This is a genomic window from Sphingorhabdus sp., from assembly GCF_046292425.1.
Taxonomy (GTDB): domain Bacteria; phylum Pseudomonadota; class Alphaproteobacteria; order Sphingomonadales; family Sphingomonadaceae; genus Sphingorhabdus_B.
In genome coordinates this window covers 1-16,168 of the sequence record NZ_JBKBQV010000060.1, presented here as the reverse complement: position 1 = coordinate 16,168, position 16,168 = coordinate 1, and the positions used below count along the sequence as shown (strand labels likewise).

13 protein-coding genes and 1 pseudogene are annotated in these 16,168 nt (G+C 56.9%); 6 read left to right on the top strand and 8 right to left on the bottom strand.

Annotated features, from left to right (window positions below):
• Positions 1 to 191: 191 nt before the first annotated feature.
• The 6 genes from ACK4S7_RS11370 (at position 192) to ACK4S7_RS11345 (ending at position 10,537) form a co-directional block, all read left to right on the top strand.
• Entirely contained in the window at positions 192 to 1,139 is a 948-nt protein-coding gene (locus ACK4S7_RS11370; RefSeq protein WP_409646864.1) for a complex I NDUFA9 subunit family protein, read from the top strand.
• On the top strand, positions 1,136 to 1,936 hold the full coding sequence (locus tag ACK4S7_RS11365; protein ID WP_409646862.1) for an undecaprenyl-diphosphate phosphatase: 801 nt from the start codon (positions 1,136 to 1,138) through the stop codon (positions 1,934 to 1,936). The genes ACK4S7_RS11370 and ACK4S7_RS11365 overlap by 4 nt, the downstream gene beginning before the upstream one ends.
• Before the next feature lie 159 nt (positions 1,937 to 2,095).
• The gene (locus ACK4S7_RS11360; RefSeq protein ID WP_409646860.1) at positions 2,096 to 3,538 is read left to right on the top strand and encodes an NAD(P)-dependent oxidoreductase; all 1,443 of its coding nucleotides are present in this window, start codon (positions 2,096 to 2,098) and stop codon (positions 3,536 to 3,538) included.
• The gene (gene gltB / locus ACK4S7_RS11355; RefSeq protein WP_409646858.1) at positions 3,535 to 8,061 is read left to right on the top strand and encodes a glutamate synthase large subunit; all 4,527 of its coding nucleotides are present in this window, start codon (positions 3,535 to 3,537) and stop codon (positions 8,059 to 8,061) included. The genes ACK4S7_RS11360 and gltB overlap by 4 nt, the downstream gene beginning before the upstream one ends.
• Positions 8,062 to 8,156: 95 nt before the next feature.
• Complete coding sequence (locus ACK4S7_RS11350) at positions 8,157 to 8,690, top strand: hypothetical protein (protein WP_409646856.1); 534 nt, start codon at positions 8,157 to 8,159, stop codon at positions 8,688 to 8,690.
• 95 nt (positions 8,691 to 8,785) lie between these two features.
• On the top strand, positions 8,786 to 10,537 hold the full coding sequence (locus ACK4S7_RS11345) for a DUF885 domain-containing protein (RefSeq protein ID WP_409646854.1): 1,752 nt from the start codon (positions 8,786 to 8,788) through the stop codon (positions 10,535 to 10,537).
• A 6-nt stretch (positions 10,538 to 10,543) separates the two neighbouring features.
• Here the strand turns inward: ACK4S7_RS11345 and ACK4S7_RS11340 are convergent, their stop codons facing one another.
• The 8 genes and pseudogenes from ACK4S7_RS11340 to ACK4S7_RS11305 form a co-directional block, all read right to left on the bottom strand.
• Positions 10,544 to 11,086 carry a hypothetical protein gene (locus ACK4S7_RS11340; RefSeq protein WP_409646852.1) on the bottom strand — a complete coding sequence of 181 codons (543 nt, stop codon included), beginning with the start codon at positions 11,084 to 11,086 and terminating at the stop codon, positions 10,544 to 10,546.
• A gap of 120 nt (positions 11,087 to 11,206) precedes the next feature.
• On the bottom strand, positions 11,207 to 11,755 hold the full coding sequence (locus tag ACK4S7_RS11335) for a demethoxyubiquinone hydroxylase family protein (RefSeq protein ID WP_409646850.1): 549 nt from the start codon (positions 11,753 to 11,755) through the stop codon (positions 11,207 to 11,209).
• Positions 11,734 to 12,213: a disulfide bond formation protein B gene (locus ACK4S7_RS11330; RefSeq protein ID WP_409646848.1), complete on the bottom strand. Its 480-nt coding sequence runs from the start codon at positions 12,211 to 12,213 to the stop codon at positions 11,734 to 11,736. The genes ACK4S7_RS11335 and ACK4S7_RS11330 overlap by 22 nt, the downstream gene beginning before the upstream one ends.
• Positions 12,214 to 12,226: 13 nt before the next feature.
• Complete coding sequence (locus ACK4S7_RS11325) at positions 12,227 to 13,594, bottom strand: S41 family peptidase (protein ID WP_409646846.1); 1,368 nt, start codon at positions 13,592 to 13,594, stop codon at positions 12,227 to 12,229.
• A 120-nt stretch (positions 13,595 to 13,714) separates the two neighbouring features.
• Entirely contained in the window at positions 13,715 to 14,881 is a 1,167-nt protein-coding gene (locus ACK4S7_RS11320; RefSeq protein ID WP_409646844.1) for a murein hydrolase activator EnvC family protein, read from the bottom strand.
• 4 nt (positions 14,882 to 14,885) lie between these two features.
• Positions 14,886 to 15,308 carry a 23S rRNA (pseudouridine(1915)-N(3))-methyltransferase RlmH gene (locus tag ACK4S7_RS11315; RefSeq protein WP_409646868.1) on the bottom strand — a complete coding sequence of 141 codons (423 nt, stop codon included), beginning with the start codon at positions 15,306 to 15,308 and terminating at the stop codon, positions 14,886 to 14,888.
• 24 nt (positions 15,309 to 15,332) lie between these two features.
• A complete protein-coding gene (gene rsfS / locus ACK4S7_RS11310; protein WP_409646866.1) occupies positions 15,333 to 15,725 on the bottom strand; it encodes a ribosome silencing factor in 393 nt (130 codons plus the stop codon).
• 12 nt (positions 15,726 to 15,737) lie between these two features.
• Positions 15,738 to 16,168 (bottom strand): annotated as a pseudogene (locus tag ACK4S7_RS11305) (nicotinic acid mononucleotide adenylyltransferase); the annotation flags it as partial.

The following is a 16,168-nucleotide window of genomic DNA, read 5'->3' as shown; positions in this document are numbered from 1 at the left end:
GTCGGGTAGGCGCGCTCCTTTAAGCGATCAGGTGATATTGTCAACGGCTGTGCCTTGCCTTTGGCAGATTATGTCGGTGCACAACGAAATGCAAACGGCCTCCCAGCCATTTTCGCGCATGTCGGCCTTGAAAGCTGCCTAGCGGTGGTGCAAAGCGCCCCTAGATTTTCTCGCGGCATGACGGAGCATTTATGCAAGGCAAGTTGGTAACGGTTTTTGGTGGCGGCGGGTTTCTGGGCCGCTATGTCGCACAAGTGCTGCTCAGTCACGGCGCGCGAATACGTGTTGCATGCCGCAATGCGAGTAGCGCCAATTATATCAAGCCGCTCGGCAATTTGGGCCAAGTTCAGTTGATGGAGGCGGACATCCGCAAGCCAGCCAGCGTTGCACGGGCGGTTATGGATGCTGATGCCGTCGTCAACCTCGTGGGCAGCTTTGCCGATATGAATGCGGTTCAAAACACCGGCGCGGGCAATGTGGCGCAAGCCGCAACCGCTGCGGGTGTCAGAGCCCTGGTGCACATATCGGCGATTGGCGCAGATGCCCGCAGCGATGCAGAATATGGCAAAAGCAAAGCTGGCGGGGAAGCTGCGGTCCACGCCGCGTTTCCATCTGCCGTCATATTGCGGCCATCGATTGTGTTCGGTCGCGAAGACCAGTTTATCAACCGCTTTGCCGGATTAATCCGGATGCTTCCCGTTGTTCCCGTCATTGGCGCTCATACGCGATTCCAGCCGGTGTTCGCAGGCGACGTTGCCAAAGCTGTGGCCGCTGCGCTTGCGCATCAGGATGGCCGCGTATTGGAGCTTGGCGGACCAGAAATATTTTCGATGATGGAACTGAACCGCTGGATCGCAAAAGCCATCGGTCGCGATCCTGTATTTATTGAAGTGCCCGACATTGCAGCCAAGATGCTCGCCAAGGGCACCGGATGGATGCCGGGCGCGCCAATCACCGAGGACCAATATAAAATGCTCGGCCGAGATAACGTAGTGACAGGAACAGACGGGATCACAGCTTACGGAATTGTTCCAACGCCGCTGGATGTCGTCGCCGCCGATTGGTTGAATATTTACCGCAAGCATGGCCGATTTGGCAGTAGCGCTAAAGGTACGGGCCAAGCAGGCACCGGCCAATGAACGATTGGATGATCGCTGTCCTTCTCGGCATTATCGAGGGATTGACAGAATTTTTGCCAGTATCATCCACTGGACATCTCATTTTGGCGGGCGAGCTGGTTGGTTTTACCGACAATAGTTCAGTGGCATTCAAAATAGCAATTCAGCTAGGTGCAATTTTGGCAGTGATCCTGGTTTACTGGCGGCGATTTTGGTCGGTTGGAGCCGGCCTGCTGAAGTTGGAGGCTGGTCCGGTAGCTTTTACGCGAAACATCATGCTTGGTTTTGCACCTGCGCTGGTGATTGGCGTTATCGCTTATGATTCCATCCGCGCGGCGATGCAGGCACCGCATATTGTTGCCATTGCCCTAATTGTTGGTGGCATCATCATCTTGGCGTTGGAGCGACTGGTGAAGATCGTCCGCTTTAACGCGGTTGAAGAAATTCCGTTTGGCACAGCCCTTTCGATTGGTCTGGTCCAATGCACCGCCATGTTGCCAGGTGTCAGCCGCTCAGGTGCGACCATCATGGGTGGACTTATGATGGGCGTGGAGCGCAAAACGGCGGCGGAGTTTTCTTTTTTCCTTGCTGTGCCGACCATGGCCGCAGCAACCGTCTATGCACTTTGGAAAGACAGGGCGCTCTTGAACGCTGATGATCTCGACATGATCGCGATTGGATTTACGACCGCTTTTTTGGTGGCCCTGATCGTCGTGAAGGCATTTGTCGCCATTGTGGGCAAATATGGATTTGCACCCTTTGCTTATTACCGAATCATAGCAGGCTCGGCGGCGTTAATTTGGCTAACAATGCGATAGGTTCCGAATCGGCCTCAATTATTTGAAATAATATTGCGCCACTTTAAATTATAGTCTCAAACTGCAAACTAATAGTCAGCATAGCTGACCTATCTTTTGAATTTTGCGTGACAGCAATGCTTTGCCACGCTAACCGCAGCGCATCGCAAGGAGTTTGTTGTGGCCAAAGATCCGATGTTGAAGTTCATTTCAAAGCCGCAGGCTTACCCTCATAAACGGGACGCAGAGCTTCGCGCTGAAGACTTTGCCGAAATTGCGGACCGTTATGCGCCTGAGTCCGCAGCCGATCAGGCATCGCGTTGCTCGCAGTGCGGTGTGCCATATTGCTCGGTCCATTGCCCGTTGCATAATCATATTCCCGACTGGCTTCGCCTAACCGCCGAAGGGCGTTTGCGCGAGGCATATGAGCTGTCCAATCTTACCAGCACCATGCCCGAAATCTGCGGACGCATCTGCCCGCAGGATCGCCTGTGCGAAGGCAATTGCGTTATCGAATTTTCAGGGCACGACGCAGTAACCATCGGTTCGGTTGAAAAATACATCACTGACACAGCATGGGAACAGGGTTGGGTTGAACCAGTCGAAGTTGGTCCATCGCGCGGGCAGTCTGTCGGGATTATCGGGGCGGGGCCAGGCGGATTGACCACGGCAGAATATCTGCGCGTCGCTGGCTATGAAGTTCATGTCTATGACCGGTATGATCGGATGGGGGGTCTGCTGACCTATGGCATCCCCGGCTTCAAGCTGGAAAAGGACGTGGTCATGCGCCGCGTCAAACGGCTTGAGGATGCAGGCATTCATTTCCACGTCAATTTCGAAGTTGGCCGCGACGCATCGCTCGATGATTTGCGCGCGAAGCATGACGCGGTGTTGATCGCGACGGGCGTGTATAAGGCGCGCGCCATTGCGACGCCGGGTATTGGGCTGGAGGGCATTGTCCCTGCGCTCGACTTCCTGACCACATCCAACCGTAAAGGTTTTGGCGACGCCGTACCCGCTTTCGAAAGCGGCGCGATGAATGCGCAGGGCAAGGATGTGGTTGTCATTGGCGGCGGCGATACCGCAATGGACTGTGTCCGCACTGCGATCCGCCAAGGCGCCAAATCCGTAAAGTGCCTCTACCGCCGCGACCGCGAAAATATGCCGGGCTCGCAGCGCGAAGTGACCAATGCCGAGGAAGAAGGCGTCGAGTTTGTCTGGCTTTCCGGCCCCAAGGGCTTTGACGGCAATGGCAAGGTCGAGCGCGTGCATGTCGCCAAGATGCGGCTTGCAGCCCCCGATGCGTCCGGCCGCCGCACGCCGGAGAATGATCCCGAAGGCGATTTCACGCTGAACGCCGATATGGTGATTACAGCGCTTGGTTTTGAGGCCGAAGACCTGCCTGTATTGTTCAACGCACCTGACCTCAACGTCACCCGCTGGGGCACCGTGCGGGTAGATCACACGACGCAAATGACTAACCTAGATGGTGTGTTCGCCATTGGCGACATCGTGCGCGGTGCAAGCCTTGTTGTCTGGGCAATTCGCGATGGCCGCGATGTTACCCAGCATATGCACAATTATCTGAAATCGAAAGCAAGCCGCGAGAGGCAAGCAGCATGACCATATTCTATCCCACCCCCGAACATGAACGCCTTGCCCGTGAAGGCATGTATCATCCTGAGTCCGAAGGCGATGCCTGCGGCGTTGGCTTGATTGCGGCGACCGATGGCAAGCCGTCGCGCCGTGTGGTGGCAGCGGGGATTGAGGCGCTGAAGGCCGTATGGCATCGCGGCGCAGTCGATGCCGATGGCAAGACCGGCGATGGCGCGGGGCTGCATATCGACCTGCCCGTTCGCTTCTTTGACGATGCAATCTCGGATAGCGGCCACCGGCCAATGCCTAACCGGCTTGCAGTCGGCATGGTTTTCCTGCCGCGCACTGATTTAAGCGCGCAAGAGAATTGCCGAACGATCGTTGAGGCGGAAATCATCGACGCTGGCTACACCATTTATGGCTGGCGTCAGGTGCCGGTGGATGTGTCCGTCATCGGCGACAAGGCGCAAGCCACGCGGCCCGAGATCGAGCAGATCATGATTGCCGGACCAATGCCGGATGAGGTCGATGCGACGGAGTTTGAAAAGAATCTGTACCTCGTCCGCCGCCGGATCGAGAAGAAAATCATCGCAGCGCAGATCCGCGATTTCTACATCTGTTCGATGTCGTGCCGGTCGATTGTCTACAAGGGCCTGTTCCTCGCTGAGTCACTGTCGGTGTTTTACCCTGACCTTCAGGATGACCGTTTTGAGAGCCGGGTCGCGATTTTCCATCAGCGTTATTCGACCAACACTTTTCCGCAATGGTGGCTGGCACAGCCGTTCCGCGGCCTTGCGCATAATGGCGAGATCAACACCATCCGTGGCAACCAGAATTGGATGAAGAGCCACGAGATCAAGATGGCCAGCATCGCCTTTGGCGCACAGTCGGATGACATTAAGCCAGTCATTCCGGCAGGCTCATCTGACACCGCCGCGCTGGATGCCGTGTTCGAAACGCTGGTCCGTTCGGGCAAGGAAGCGCCAACGGCCAAGCTCATGCTCATTCCCGAGGCATGGCAATCAAACCCGAACCTACCCGCGACTCACCGTGCAATGTATGAATATATGGCAAGCGTGATGGAGCCATGGGATGGTCCCGCAGCTTTGGCGATGACCGATGGGCATTGGGCCGTGGCGGGCGTTGACCGCAACGCGCTGCGTCCATTGCGCTATAGCCTGACGTCAGACAATTTGCTCGTCATTGGCTCGGAAACCGGAATGGTTGTCCTGCCTGAGTCCACGATATTAGAAAAAGGCCGCCTCGGCCCCGGGCAAATGATTGCCGTCAATCTTGATGAAGGCAAATTGTACCGCGATGGCGAATTGAAGGACCGCATATCTGCCGAGCAGGACTATGGCGCGCTGGTCAATGGCTTCCGCCGCATCGACGATCTGCCGGATGCGGGCGAAGACAGCACGCCCGCTTGGTCGCGGGCTGAACTGACCAAGCGTCAGATCGCCGCTGGCATGACATTGGAAGATGTCGAAATGATCCTCGCGCCGATGATCGAGGATGGCAAGGAAGCCATCGGTTCGATGGGCGACGACACGCCGCTTGCCGTCATCAGCGACAAGCCGCGTTTGATCAGCCAGTTCTTCCGCCAGAATTTCAGCCAAGTCACCAACCCGCCCATCGACAGCTTGCGCGAACGGCATGTGATGAGCCTGAAGACGCGCTTTTCAAACCTTGCCAATATTTTGGAGGAGAAGAGCCAGAATGCTGACGTTCTGGTGCTCGACAGCCCGGTATTGACTGGGCGTGACTGGCACCGCTTAAAGGCCGCGTTTGGTCGCCTTGGCGCAGAGATTGACTGCACGTACGACATCTCCACCGGACAAGAGGGATTGCGCGCCGCCATCACGCGTATCCGGGAAGAGGCTGTGGCAGCCGTTCGCATGGGTAAATCCGAGCTGTTCCTGACGGACGAGAATATCAGCGCAGACCGCGTCGGTATTGCAATGATCCTTGCGGCTGCTGCGGTGCACACGCATTTGGTCCGCAATGGCCTGCGCAGCTACTCGTCTATCAATGTGCGTTCTGCCGAATGCTTGGACACGCATTATTTCGCAGTGCTCATCGGCGTTGGCGCGACCACCGTAAATGCGTATCTGGCCGAAGCAGCGATTGCCGACCGCCATGGTCGTGGCCTGCTTGGGGAGCTTCTGCTGTCACAAGCCGTCGAAAATTACCGCACAGCGATCAACGAAGGCCTGTTGAAGATCATGTCCAAAATGGGCATTGCTGTCATCTCCAGCTACCGTGGCGGCTATAATTTTGAGGCGGTTGGCCTGTCGCGGGCTTTGGTCAATGACTTCTTCCCCGGTATGCCAAACAAGATTTCGGGCGAAGGCTATCACTCGCTTTATGTCAACGCGCGCGATCGTCACGAAGCAGCGTTTGATAGCGCCATTGCACGCTTGCCCGTCGGCGGGTTCTACAAGCAACGGGATGGTGGTGAGGCACATGCATATTCCGCTGGCCTGATGCATTTGCTGCAAAGCTCCGTCGCGAACGACAGCTATTCAACCTACACCCAATTTGCGCAGGGCGTGAAGGAACTGCCGCCGATTTACTTGCGCGATTTGCTTGAGTTCAACTTTGCCAAGGAGCCCGTCGCGATTGACGAGGTCGAGGCAATCACCGAAATCCGCAAACGGTTCGTGACGCCCGGAATGTCACTAGGCGCGCTGTCGCCTGAGGCGCATGAGACGCTTGCGATTGCCATGAACCGGATTGGCGCAAAGGCCGTATCGGGTGAAGGTGGCGAGGACAGCAAGCGGTTCAAGCCCTACGAAAATGGCGACAATGCCAATAGCGTGATCAAGCAGATTGCCAGTGGCCGCTTTGGCGTGACCGCCGAGTATCTGGGCGCGTGTGAGGAGATCGAGATCAAGGTCGCGCAAGGTGCAAAGCCGGGCGAAGGCGGGCAATTGCCTGGCTTCAAGGTGACCGAGATGATCGCGCGGTTGCGGCACTCGACGCCGGGGGTCACGCTTATTTCACCACCCCCACATCACGACATTTACTCAATCGAAGATCTCGCGCAGCTGATTTACGATCTTAAGCAGATCAATCCGCGCGCTCGGGTATGCGTCAAGCTTGTCAGTGCTGCAGGCATTGGCACCATCGCGGCGGGAGTTGCAAAAGCACATGCCGACGTCATCCTTGTGTCAGGAAATGTCGGGGGCACGGGTGCAAGCCCGCAGACCAGCATCAAATATGCCGGCACGCCATGGGAAATGGGCCTGTCCGAAGCCAATCAGGTGCTTACTCTCAATGGCCTTCGCCACCGCGTCAAGCTGCGCACCGATGGCGGCCTGAAAACCGGACGCGACATCGTGATTGCCGCGATATTGGGCGCTGAGGAATTTGGCATCGGGACCCTCAGCCTTGTCGCCATGGGCTGCATCATGGTGCGCCAATGCCATTCGAACACCTGCCCTGTTGGGGTATGCGTTCAGGATGAGGCCTTGCGCAAAAAGTTTACGGGAACGCCGGAGAAGGTCATTAACCTCATGACCTTCATAGCCGAAGAGGTGCGCGAAATATTGGCCAAGCTTGGCTATCGCAGCATTGACGAAGTCATCGGGCGTACAGAGTTGCTTCGGCAGGTCAGTCGCGGGGCGGAGCATCTGGACGATCTTGATCTTAACCCGATCCTCGCCAAGGTCGACGCGCCGGACAGCGCGCGCCGATTCAGCATCCCGACTTTCCGCAATGAAGTGCCCGACAGCCTTGATGCGCAGATGATCCATGATGGCAAGCCCGTGTTCGAGCGGCGCGAAAAGATGCAGCTGACGTATAATGTACGCAACACGCATCGCGCGGTCGGGACTCGGCTCAGCTCCGAAATCACGCGGTTATATGGCATGAAGGGCCTGGCAGAAGGGCATGTCCATGTCCGCTTGCGCGGGTCGGCCGGGCAATCGCTTGGTGCGTTCTTGTGCCAGGGCATCACCCTTGAAGTGTTTGGCGATGCCAATGACTATGTCGGCAAGGGCCTGTCAGGCGGCACGATCATCGTTAGGCCTACCGTCAGCAGCCCGCTCGTTAGCCATCAGAACAGTATCGTCGGCAACACAGTGCTGTATGGCGCAACGTCCGGCCGCCTGTTCGCCGCCGGACAAGCCGGCGAGCGCTTTGCCGTCCGCAATTCCGGCGCACATGTCGTCGTGGAAGGCTGCGGCTCCAATGGTCTTGAATATATGACCGGCGGCATGGCAGTCATACTGGGTAAGGTCGGCAGCAATTTTGGTGCTGGCATGACGGGCGGCATGGCGTTCGTGCTCGACACCGAACGCGACTTTGCCCAAATGGCCAACCCCGACAGCATCGTGTGGCAACGGCTCGAAAGCGTCTATTGGGAGGAACAGCTTAAAACCCTTATCACCGCGCATGCCGAAAAAACCGACAGCGCATGGTCGAAATCGATCATCGAGGACTGGGATCGCAGACGGAGCGAATTCTGGCAGATCTGTCCGAAGGAAATGCTTACGCGTCTCAGCCAGCCTTTGTCGGACCATGAGGCTTTGGAAGCAGCCGAGTAGAATGAGGATTGCGGTAGGCTGAGCCTATTTGTTCAGCTTGCACTCAGGCTCGCGACGGTAAAAATTGCGCCATCACTTGATGGTAAGGATGACCCATGCGCGATAAAATTCTTTTATTGGTATTGCCATTGGCGGCAATCACTGCGCCAGCAAACGCCCAGGACGTCGTCTACGCTCCGGGAACGGGCGCAGCAGAATATTCAGACACTGTCTCGCCATATTATAACGAATCCGGCGCTGGTTACGATAACCGGGCTCGAATGGGATCCATGGCAGGTCGGTTGTCTGACCCCGTTGTTCAGGACAGCGTTGGCATCATGGTTGAACGCATGGCAGGCGCCGTTTTGAACATGCCAATTGACGGCATAACCGAAGCGATTGAGACGGCACGCCCCGGTACGGTGAAACGCCAGCTCCGGCGCGGCGCGACTGTTGCGGATGTTGCTGGACGCGACGCACGCTACCTGCCCGAGGAATTAGGCGATCAGAGCCGTGCGGCAGTCGGCATGATGGGCGGCGTTGCCCGCGCGATGGCAAATATGATGCCGGCTATTGAAAATCTTGGCCGCGATATGCAGAATCAGATAGATGCCGCCAAATATGAGGCCCGTCGGGCGCGCGACCGTTAAGCCGGGTTACAGCACGCTAACAGAATAGGCGCTGGCCAATTGCCTTCGCCCCTGCTTTATTCGTCACAAATTTATGTGACGGAGAAGCCTAATTTATGCGTAACTTATTAATCGCCGGATCGATGTTTGCGCTTTCGGCCACCGCTTATGCCGATGCCAATAAGGATCTCACCAATTTGGTGGATGAGGTGTGGGCGACGGTGTTGAAGGAAGCGCCTGTCTATGCCAGTGCGCTTGGGGTGAATGATTATGCCAATGAACTTGGCGACTATACGCTGGCCGCGCAGGACCGCCGCGCCGCCGACGCCGCGAAGTATCTGGCCCGCTTGAATGCTATCCCTACAAATGCGCTTAATGCAGCATCGAAGGTGGAGGCAGGCATATTGAGGCGGTCGTTAGTGTCTTCAATCGAAGGCAACAAGTTTGGCCAACGCGCTATCAATTTTACAACTTATTCGAGCTGGCACCAGCAGATCGCAAGCATGTCGCGCAACCTTCCGTTCAAAACGAAAGCTGACTTTGAAAGCTACAATGCGCGGCTCGCACAATATGGGCGCGTTAATGACGAGAATATCGCCGTCGCCAATGTTGCGATCAAGGGCAGATTCACGCAACCGTGCGAAACATTGACTGGCTTTGAAGGCACAGTCAGCGGCCTGATCGCATCTGACGTTCGGCAGTCGCGTTTCTACGGACCATATGCGGCAAAGCGTCCGGAGAGTATATCGGAAGCCGATTTTGCGACGCTGGCAGCGAAGGCCGAGGCGACGATCACCAACGTCATTCACCCGGCACTGAACAAGCAGTTGGCATGGTATACCGCAAGCTACAAGCCAGCCTGCGCGACGGCTCCCGGCGTGTCGGCGCAGCCCAATGGCACGGCCTATTACGCATTTCGGATTCGCGAAGAGACGACGACGGACCTAACCGCTGACCAAATTCACCAGATTGGCCTCAGCGAAGTAGCGCGTATTCGCGCCGAGATGGTAGAAGTGTCGCAAAAGGCCGGCTACCCCAGCCGTGAAGCCTTTATCCAGCATTTGCGCACTGACCCGCAATATTATGCCAAGACGCCTGAAGAACTGATGGAGAAGGTCGCGCGGGTGACCAAGATCATCGATGGAAAGATGCCAAGCCTGTTCGGCCGCCTGCCCCGCCTGCCTTATGGCATTAAGGAAATTCCGGCCGAAACGGCCGAAGGCACAACCACGGCTTATTATAACCAGGGATCCCCCGAAATCGGAATTTCAGGCACCTATTTTGTAAACACATCAAAGCTGGACCAGCGGCCTTTTTGGGAGGTTCCGGCACTTTCCGTGCATGAGGCGGTGCCGGGTCATCATCACCAGATCGCCTTGCAGCAGGAATTACCCTTGTCAGATTTCCGCAAATATGGCGCGTCGTTCACGGCGTTTACCGAAGGCTGGGGCCTATATTCGGAACGGTTGGGCATCGAGATGGGGCTATATGATACGCCTGCCAAAGATATGGGGCGGCTGTCCTACGAGATGTGGCGTGCGCTCCGACTTGTGGTCGACACGGGCATTCATGCCAAGGGCTGGAGCAAGCAGCAGGCCATTGACTTCATGACCGACAACAGCGCCTTGTCCGCCGCGAATATCGAGGCGGAGGTGAACCGGTATATCAGTTGGCCGGGTCAGGCACTCGCCTACAAATTGGGCGAATTAAAAATCCGCGAATTGCGGACGATGGCGACTAAAGAGCTTGGCGCGAAATTTGATCTTGCGGCATTTCACGACGCCGTACTTGGGCAAGGGTCGGTGCCGCTTGATGTACTTGAGCAGCAGATCAAGGACTGGGTCGCGGCGGAGAAAGCGAAAAGCTAAACCGGGTTATTTGGGCTGAGGAAGCGGTTCGGCATCAGCGCCGGCCGATTCTTTGGCCTCAAGTTCCGCCTGCAGCTTGGCCTCACGCTCTGCGCGACCTTTTTCGAACTCCTGCACCCGTTCTTCAACCTCGGCAGCTTCCGCATCAATGCCTGCCATGCGCTTCGCGCGTTCGGCGGCAATCAAGCGCCCAAAGGTGATACCGGGATCTTGTGCCTTTTCAGCATAGGCCTTGTTAATCTCGGCAAGGCCGCAGCCGGTGAAGCCGCCAGCGCCCGAGGGCGAGCAGCTCATGGTTCCGCTTGCAGCGACATATTCGTAGGATTTGATACGTTCGGACATCGCCTGGTTGCGGGGGTCGTTGGGGTCACCGCGCAAATTGGATGGAATGCGGTAGCGATCCGCCTCGCCCATCCGCGCGCACACCACGATCTCGTCGCCGGTACTTTCCGGACATTTATCGTCGCCGTAAATAATCAGCTGGTTAATCTTTTCATCACCGGGCTGCACCGTCGGAGCGTCCTGCGCGGGTGCCTGCGCCGACATCATCAGGCCTAAACAGGCTACGGATATTCTGGCCATTGCTTTCACGGGATTTTCTCCAAAAAATATGTTGCCTGCGTTTGCGCGTCACAGGCTGAATGCTTTATGAAGCCTGCAGCCTGCGCCCTAAATATGTTTCGACACAGCGATGGCCGTGCGGCAGCCCATGCGGACAAGCGCACTCATCACTGGATAGCCAAAGGCACGTTCTGCACCTTCGGCCAAAGCGGTTGCCTTATGCTCCAATTCATCCGCCTGGAAATCCGCGATCATCGCCGCAAGTTCCGGGTCGCCGTCACCAATTTCCGCGAGCTGTTCGCTATAATGTCGATCAATCTCTGTCTCGACCGCCACGGTGCAGGCCATCGCAGCCTCCGGGCTGATCGCGGCGGACACGGCGCCCAAGGCAAAGCCTGCTGCATTCCATATGGGGTGCAATGCCGTAGGGCGCACGCCCCGTTCGGCCATCATCTTGTCAAAAGCACTGAGGTGGCGCTCCTCCTGCTCGGCCATGTGCGCAATGCTGCGCGCTGCGGGCGTGCGATCGCCCATAACCGCAAGCTGCCCCTCATAAATCCGTTTCGCACCAAATTCACCCGCCTGGTTGACGCGAATCATGCGTTCGATTGCCAATTGCCGCTGTGCGGTGGTTTTCAGATTTTCTTGCTGCGCCATATCATTGCCAAGATGAGCATTGCGCCGCCGAACGACAAGAGAAAATTGTACCCAGCAAGCGAAATGCCGAACAAAGTCCAAGGTGCAACGTCGCATCGCACCAGTGGCGCGTTCATGATCGACTTGAGCAAATCATCCCCGCTGCCTGAAATCGTGGCTGTGCAGGCGGTCAGTCCTTCCCAAAAGCCATATTCCACGCCAGCATGAAATCCGCCAATCAGGCCGCTTGTCGCAATAGCCAGTGCGGCCAAAGCGACCAGGGCTTTTCGATATCCCTTGTTGCCAACACCGAAGGCAATCAGAGTGATCGCCACCGCCGCAAAATGGGGATAACGCTGCCACCAGCACATTTCGCAAGGGAAAAGCCCGCCCGCATATTGCGACACATAAGCGCCCGCCAGCAATGCGGCAGGTAGCAAAAATGCCAGCCAATGGGCCTTGTCGAATTTCGATGTCATAGACCGGCTTCAATCAATTCTGCGCTTTGCCTTTCACTGGCTTTTCCGCAAGCTTCATAGTCTTGGAGCCCAAACGCTGAAGCGTCTCCATTGCGTAATGCAGCTGGAAGTCTTCAATGCCCTTTGCCTTCAACTGCTCGGCAGTCATCGCAAAGCGGGGATCATCAAGAATATCTTCTTCAAGATCCTTCGTGTCGTCTTTCAATTCATTGACCAAGTGGCGACGCAGGTCGGATTCGCGGACGGCGACGCGCTTTTTATAATCAGGGTCGGACAGTTGCGGGACGCGGATATCGGGCTTGATACCGCCTTCCTGAACCGAACGGCCGGATGGCAAGTGGTAACGCGCCACCGTCAGGCGAAGGCCAGTATTGCGGGTCAAGGGAAGGACATTCTGCACCGATCCCTTGCCAAAGCTGCGTTCGCCCATAACAAGGCCGCGATGATGGTCCTGCAAGGCGCCAGCGACAATCTCGGATGCTGATGCCGAACCTGCATCGACCAGAACGATAATCGGCGCACCGCCCGTCACGTCACCAGGTACGGCGCGTTCGGCCCACCAGCGTTCAATGTTGCGCTTGTCACGGCCACGTTCGGAAACGATCTCGCCCTTTGTCAAAAAGGCATCGGACACCGCCACGGCCTCGTCCAATATGCCGCCGGGGTTGGACCGCAGGTCAACGATATAGCCAAGCGGGTTGCCGCCCAATGATTTTTTGATGCTGGCAACAGCGGACACCACATCGGCACCGGTTTGTTCAGAAAAGCCGGTGATTGAAATAACGCCAATGCGGTTCTTCACTTCCCATTGCACAGGCTTCAGGTCGATGATCGCGCGCGTCAACGTCACGTCAAACGGCGCATCACGGCCGGGACGGAAAATCGAAAGCCTTATCGTCGTGCCCGGCGCACCGCGCATGGCCTCAACCGCCTCATCAAGCGTGCCGCCAACAATCAGCTTGCCATCCAGATGGGTGATAAAGTCGCCAGGCTTGATGCCGGCCCTGTCAGCCGGGGTGTCTTTGGTAGGCGCAATAACTTTTACCGCTTCATCTTCCAGCGTTACGGAAAGCCCGAGACCGCCATATTCCCCGTCAATCTGCGTCTGCAGCGAACTGAAATCGGACCGGTCAAGAAATCCGCTATGCGGGTCCAGACTTGCCAGCATCCCTTTAATTGCGCCTTCCATCAAAGCCTTGTCATCAACCTTGTCGACATAGCTGGATTTGACCTTGCGATAGACAGCGAGGAATTCATCCAGATCCTCGATCTGCTGCGCCTGTGCCTGTTGTTGCTGCATATTTTGCGCAACGAGCACAGTGCCGGGCACCGAAAGTGCGACGACTATTGCGAGGGTGGAGGGAAGCAAACGGTTCTTCATAGACCAATTCCATTTCATCTTGTCATCGCTGCTATATCTCGCCTTAACCTAAGGTGAAAGAATGTTTACCACGAAACTCGCCGTGGATCGTTACGCGCACTCGATCAATCGGCCTATGGCTCAAACCAATAATGCCGCAATGTCCACGAATCTGCCGTTCTTGCGTAATTCAACGCCGATTTCCGGCACGTCTTTTCCAGCCCGTCCAAGCAGGCTGCCTTGATCGACTTTCTGGCCCTTTCCCACTTGGACCGAATCGAGATTGGTAATCAAAGTGGTCCAGCCATTGCCATGTTCAACAATCACAATCTGTCCGTAGCTGCGATAGCGTCCCGCAAAGGATATGCTGCCTGCCGCGGGTGCAATGACGCGGGAGGACTGTGCGACCGCCAGCCGAATGCCACGTTCGCGGTAGCCTGTGGTGGTAAGTTCGCTAAACCCCGACACCAGTTTGCCTTTCGCTGGCAAGATATACGCATTTTCAGAAGAGGTTTGCGGTTCAGCCCGTCCGGGCCGCACAAAAGGTCCATCCAGTGCCGCCAGTTCCGACGCTTTTGCGGCGCTTAATCGCTGGTTATCGATGCGACCGACAATGTCCCGCGCCCGTTCGCCTTGCGCAATCGCCTGTTCAAAAGCAATTGCAGCATTGACGGATAAAGCACCGGTCTCACCGTTCGCGTCGCCCTCAAGCTGCGCCAAAGCCGCTTGGCGGTTTTTCAGACGGCTGCGGGCGTCGCGCAATGATTTCAGGGCAGATACTTCCTGCGCCTGCAATTCATTTTGCGCGGCAATCTGCTGGCGCAGCGCACTTGTTCGGCGCATAATCGTTGGCTGCACCGTCGCCATAACGGCACGCAAATGGATATAGTCCGCACGCTGTCCCGGCTGCATCATCAACAAATAGGTCGGCTTGCCTGCCATTTGCTGAAGCGCGGCATTAAGACGCAAGACTGGCTCGCTTTGCGCATTAAGCTGTGACTGCCGGACTTTTTGGCGGCGCGCGATAATGGCAACGCGTGCGGCAGCAGTGTCAATCTGCGCCTCTGCTGCGGCGATTTCCGCAGACAGCACCGCGCGTTGGGCAATGAAGCGGTCGGTTGCACTGTCGGCATTGCTTGCCTCCTGCCGTAACAATTCGCTGCGCCGCTCCGCCGAAAGCGCACGTTCCTTTGCCGCGCGCAACACGCGTTGCTGCGCCTCGTCGGAAATCGTGTCCTGTGCCATGAGGCCACCTGCAATGGCCAAGGGGGCCAAAGTCACCGTCGCAAGGGCAAGCCAGAACCGCATCCCCCTATCCTTCACGATGATAGGGGTGGTTGGCAATGATGGATGTGGCGCGGAACAATTGTTCAGCCAGCATCGCCCGCGCCATCAAATGCGGCCAGGTCGCTTTCCCGAAGGCGATGAGCTTGTCAGCACCTTTCCGCGCGGTGTCATCAAAGCCTTCGGCTGCGCCAATCAGGAAGCGCACTTCGCGCACGCCGTCGTCGCGCCAGCGTTCAAGCAAGCGCGCCAATTCGACCGAGCTAAGCTGCTCGCCCTTTTCATCCATAATAATGGTTTTGTAGGGGCTGTCCGACGACGGAAGATCTCCGCCCCGGTCGGGCAGTTCGCTGTGTCTAGTGGGCCAGCTAATCCGCTTCAGATAGCGATCGACCAGTTCCGATTCGGGGGAACGGCTAATCTTTCCGCGCGCGATGATGTGCAGGCGCATCGCCATCGGCGCAGGCGACCGGCGTTATTGCGACGCGACTTCGGGTGCGTCGCCAAAGGCCCACATGCGTTCCAGATTATAGAAGCTGCGGACTTCGGGACGGAACAGATGCACGATGACATCTTCGGCATCAATCAGCACCCAGTCGGCCGAGGGCAGACCTTCGATGCGGGCATGACGTCCGGCCTTTTTGATACGCTCGGCAAGTTTCTGCGCCATGGACGCAACCTGGCGCGACGAACGCCCGGAAGCCACGACCATATGGTCGGCGATATTGCTTTTGCCTTCAAGCGGGATGGTGACCACCTCTTGCGCCTGATCATCGTCAAGCGACTGGAGAATCAACGCATGCAATGCGTCGGGGGTCAAAGTGGGTTCCTTGGCCTTTGCGGCAGCAGGAACGGATACAGAATCGATCAAGATGGCTCCTTAAAGCACAATATTTCGGGTAACGCCGTCACGCGTTCCAAGTTCCTTATATCGGTGAAACCAATATGGGTCAGCACGCCGAAGAGCGGTTGCCGAACGCGGATCTGGACGAAAGCGCAAAAAGACAAGCGCTGGCGTACTCCATTTCGTCCAGTGATGACGCTGGTCCGAACGCCGGACAAACCGTCTGAACCAGGCCATTGCGGGACCCGCAACGACTTGGGGGTTATAGCCGGGTCTGGCGATAACTGCAATCGGCATGAGTCGCGCGATGTCCCGCCAGCGCCGCCAGTGATGAAATTGCAACAAATTGTCTGCGCCCATGATCCAGACGAACCGTGTTTTCGGGTATCGTGCAACCAGCTTGGCTAGCGTTTCCGCGGTGTAGACGGTGCCGAGCTCGCGTTCGATGGCCGTAACCCTGATCGGCG

What these genes read in the sequence shown, in the direction of transcription:
- ACK4S7_RS11370 (WP_409646864.1), top strand. Translation starts at nt 192, where the DNA reads ATGCAAGGCAAGTTGGTAACGGTTTTTGGTGGCGGCGGGTTTCTGGGC.
- ACK4S7_RS11365 (WP_409646862.1), top strand. Translation starts at nt 1,136, where the DNA reads ATGAACGATTGGATGATCGCTGTCCTTCTCGGCATTATCGAGGGATTG.
- gltB (WP_409646858.1), top strand. Translation starts at nt 3,535, where the DNA reads ATGACCATATTCTATCCCACCCCCGAACATGAACGCCTTGCCCGTGAA.
- ACK4S7_RS11350 (WP_409646856.1), top strand. Translation starts at nt 8,157, where the DNA reads ATGCGCGATAAAATTCTTTTATTGGTATTGCCATTGGCGGCAATCACT.
- ACK4S7_RS11345 (WP_409646854.1), top strand. Translation starts at nt 8,786, where the DNA reads ATGCGTAACTTATTAATCGCCGGATCGATGTTTGCGCTTTCGGCCACC.
- ACK4S7_RS11340 (WP_409646852.1), bottom strand. Translation starts at nt 11,086, where the DNA reads ATGATGTCGGCGCAGGCACCCGCGCAGGACGCTCCGACGGTGCAGCCC.
- ACK4S7_RS11335 (WP_409646850.1), bottom strand. Translation starts at nt 11,755, where the DNA reads ATGGCGCAGCAAGAAAATCTGAAAACCACCGCACAGCGGCAATTGGCA.
- ACK4S7_RS11330 (WP_409646848.1), bottom strand. Translation starts at nt 12,213, where the DNA reads ATGACATCGAAATTCGACAAGGCCCATTGGCTGGCATTTTTGCTACCT.
- ACK4S7_RS11325 (WP_409646846.1), bottom strand. Translation starts at nt 13,594, where the DNA reads ATGAAGAACCGTTTGCTTCCCTCCACCCTCGCAATAGTCGTCGCACTT.
- ACK4S7_RS11320 (WP_409646844.1), bottom strand. Translation starts at nt 14,881, where the DNA reads ATGCGGTTCTGGCTTGCCCTTGCGACGGTGACTTTGGCCCCCTTGGCC.
- ACK4S7_RS11315 (WP_409646868.1), bottom strand. Translation starts at nt 15,308, where the DNA reads ATGCGCCTGCACATCATCGCGCGCGGAAAGATTAGCCGTTCCCCCGAA.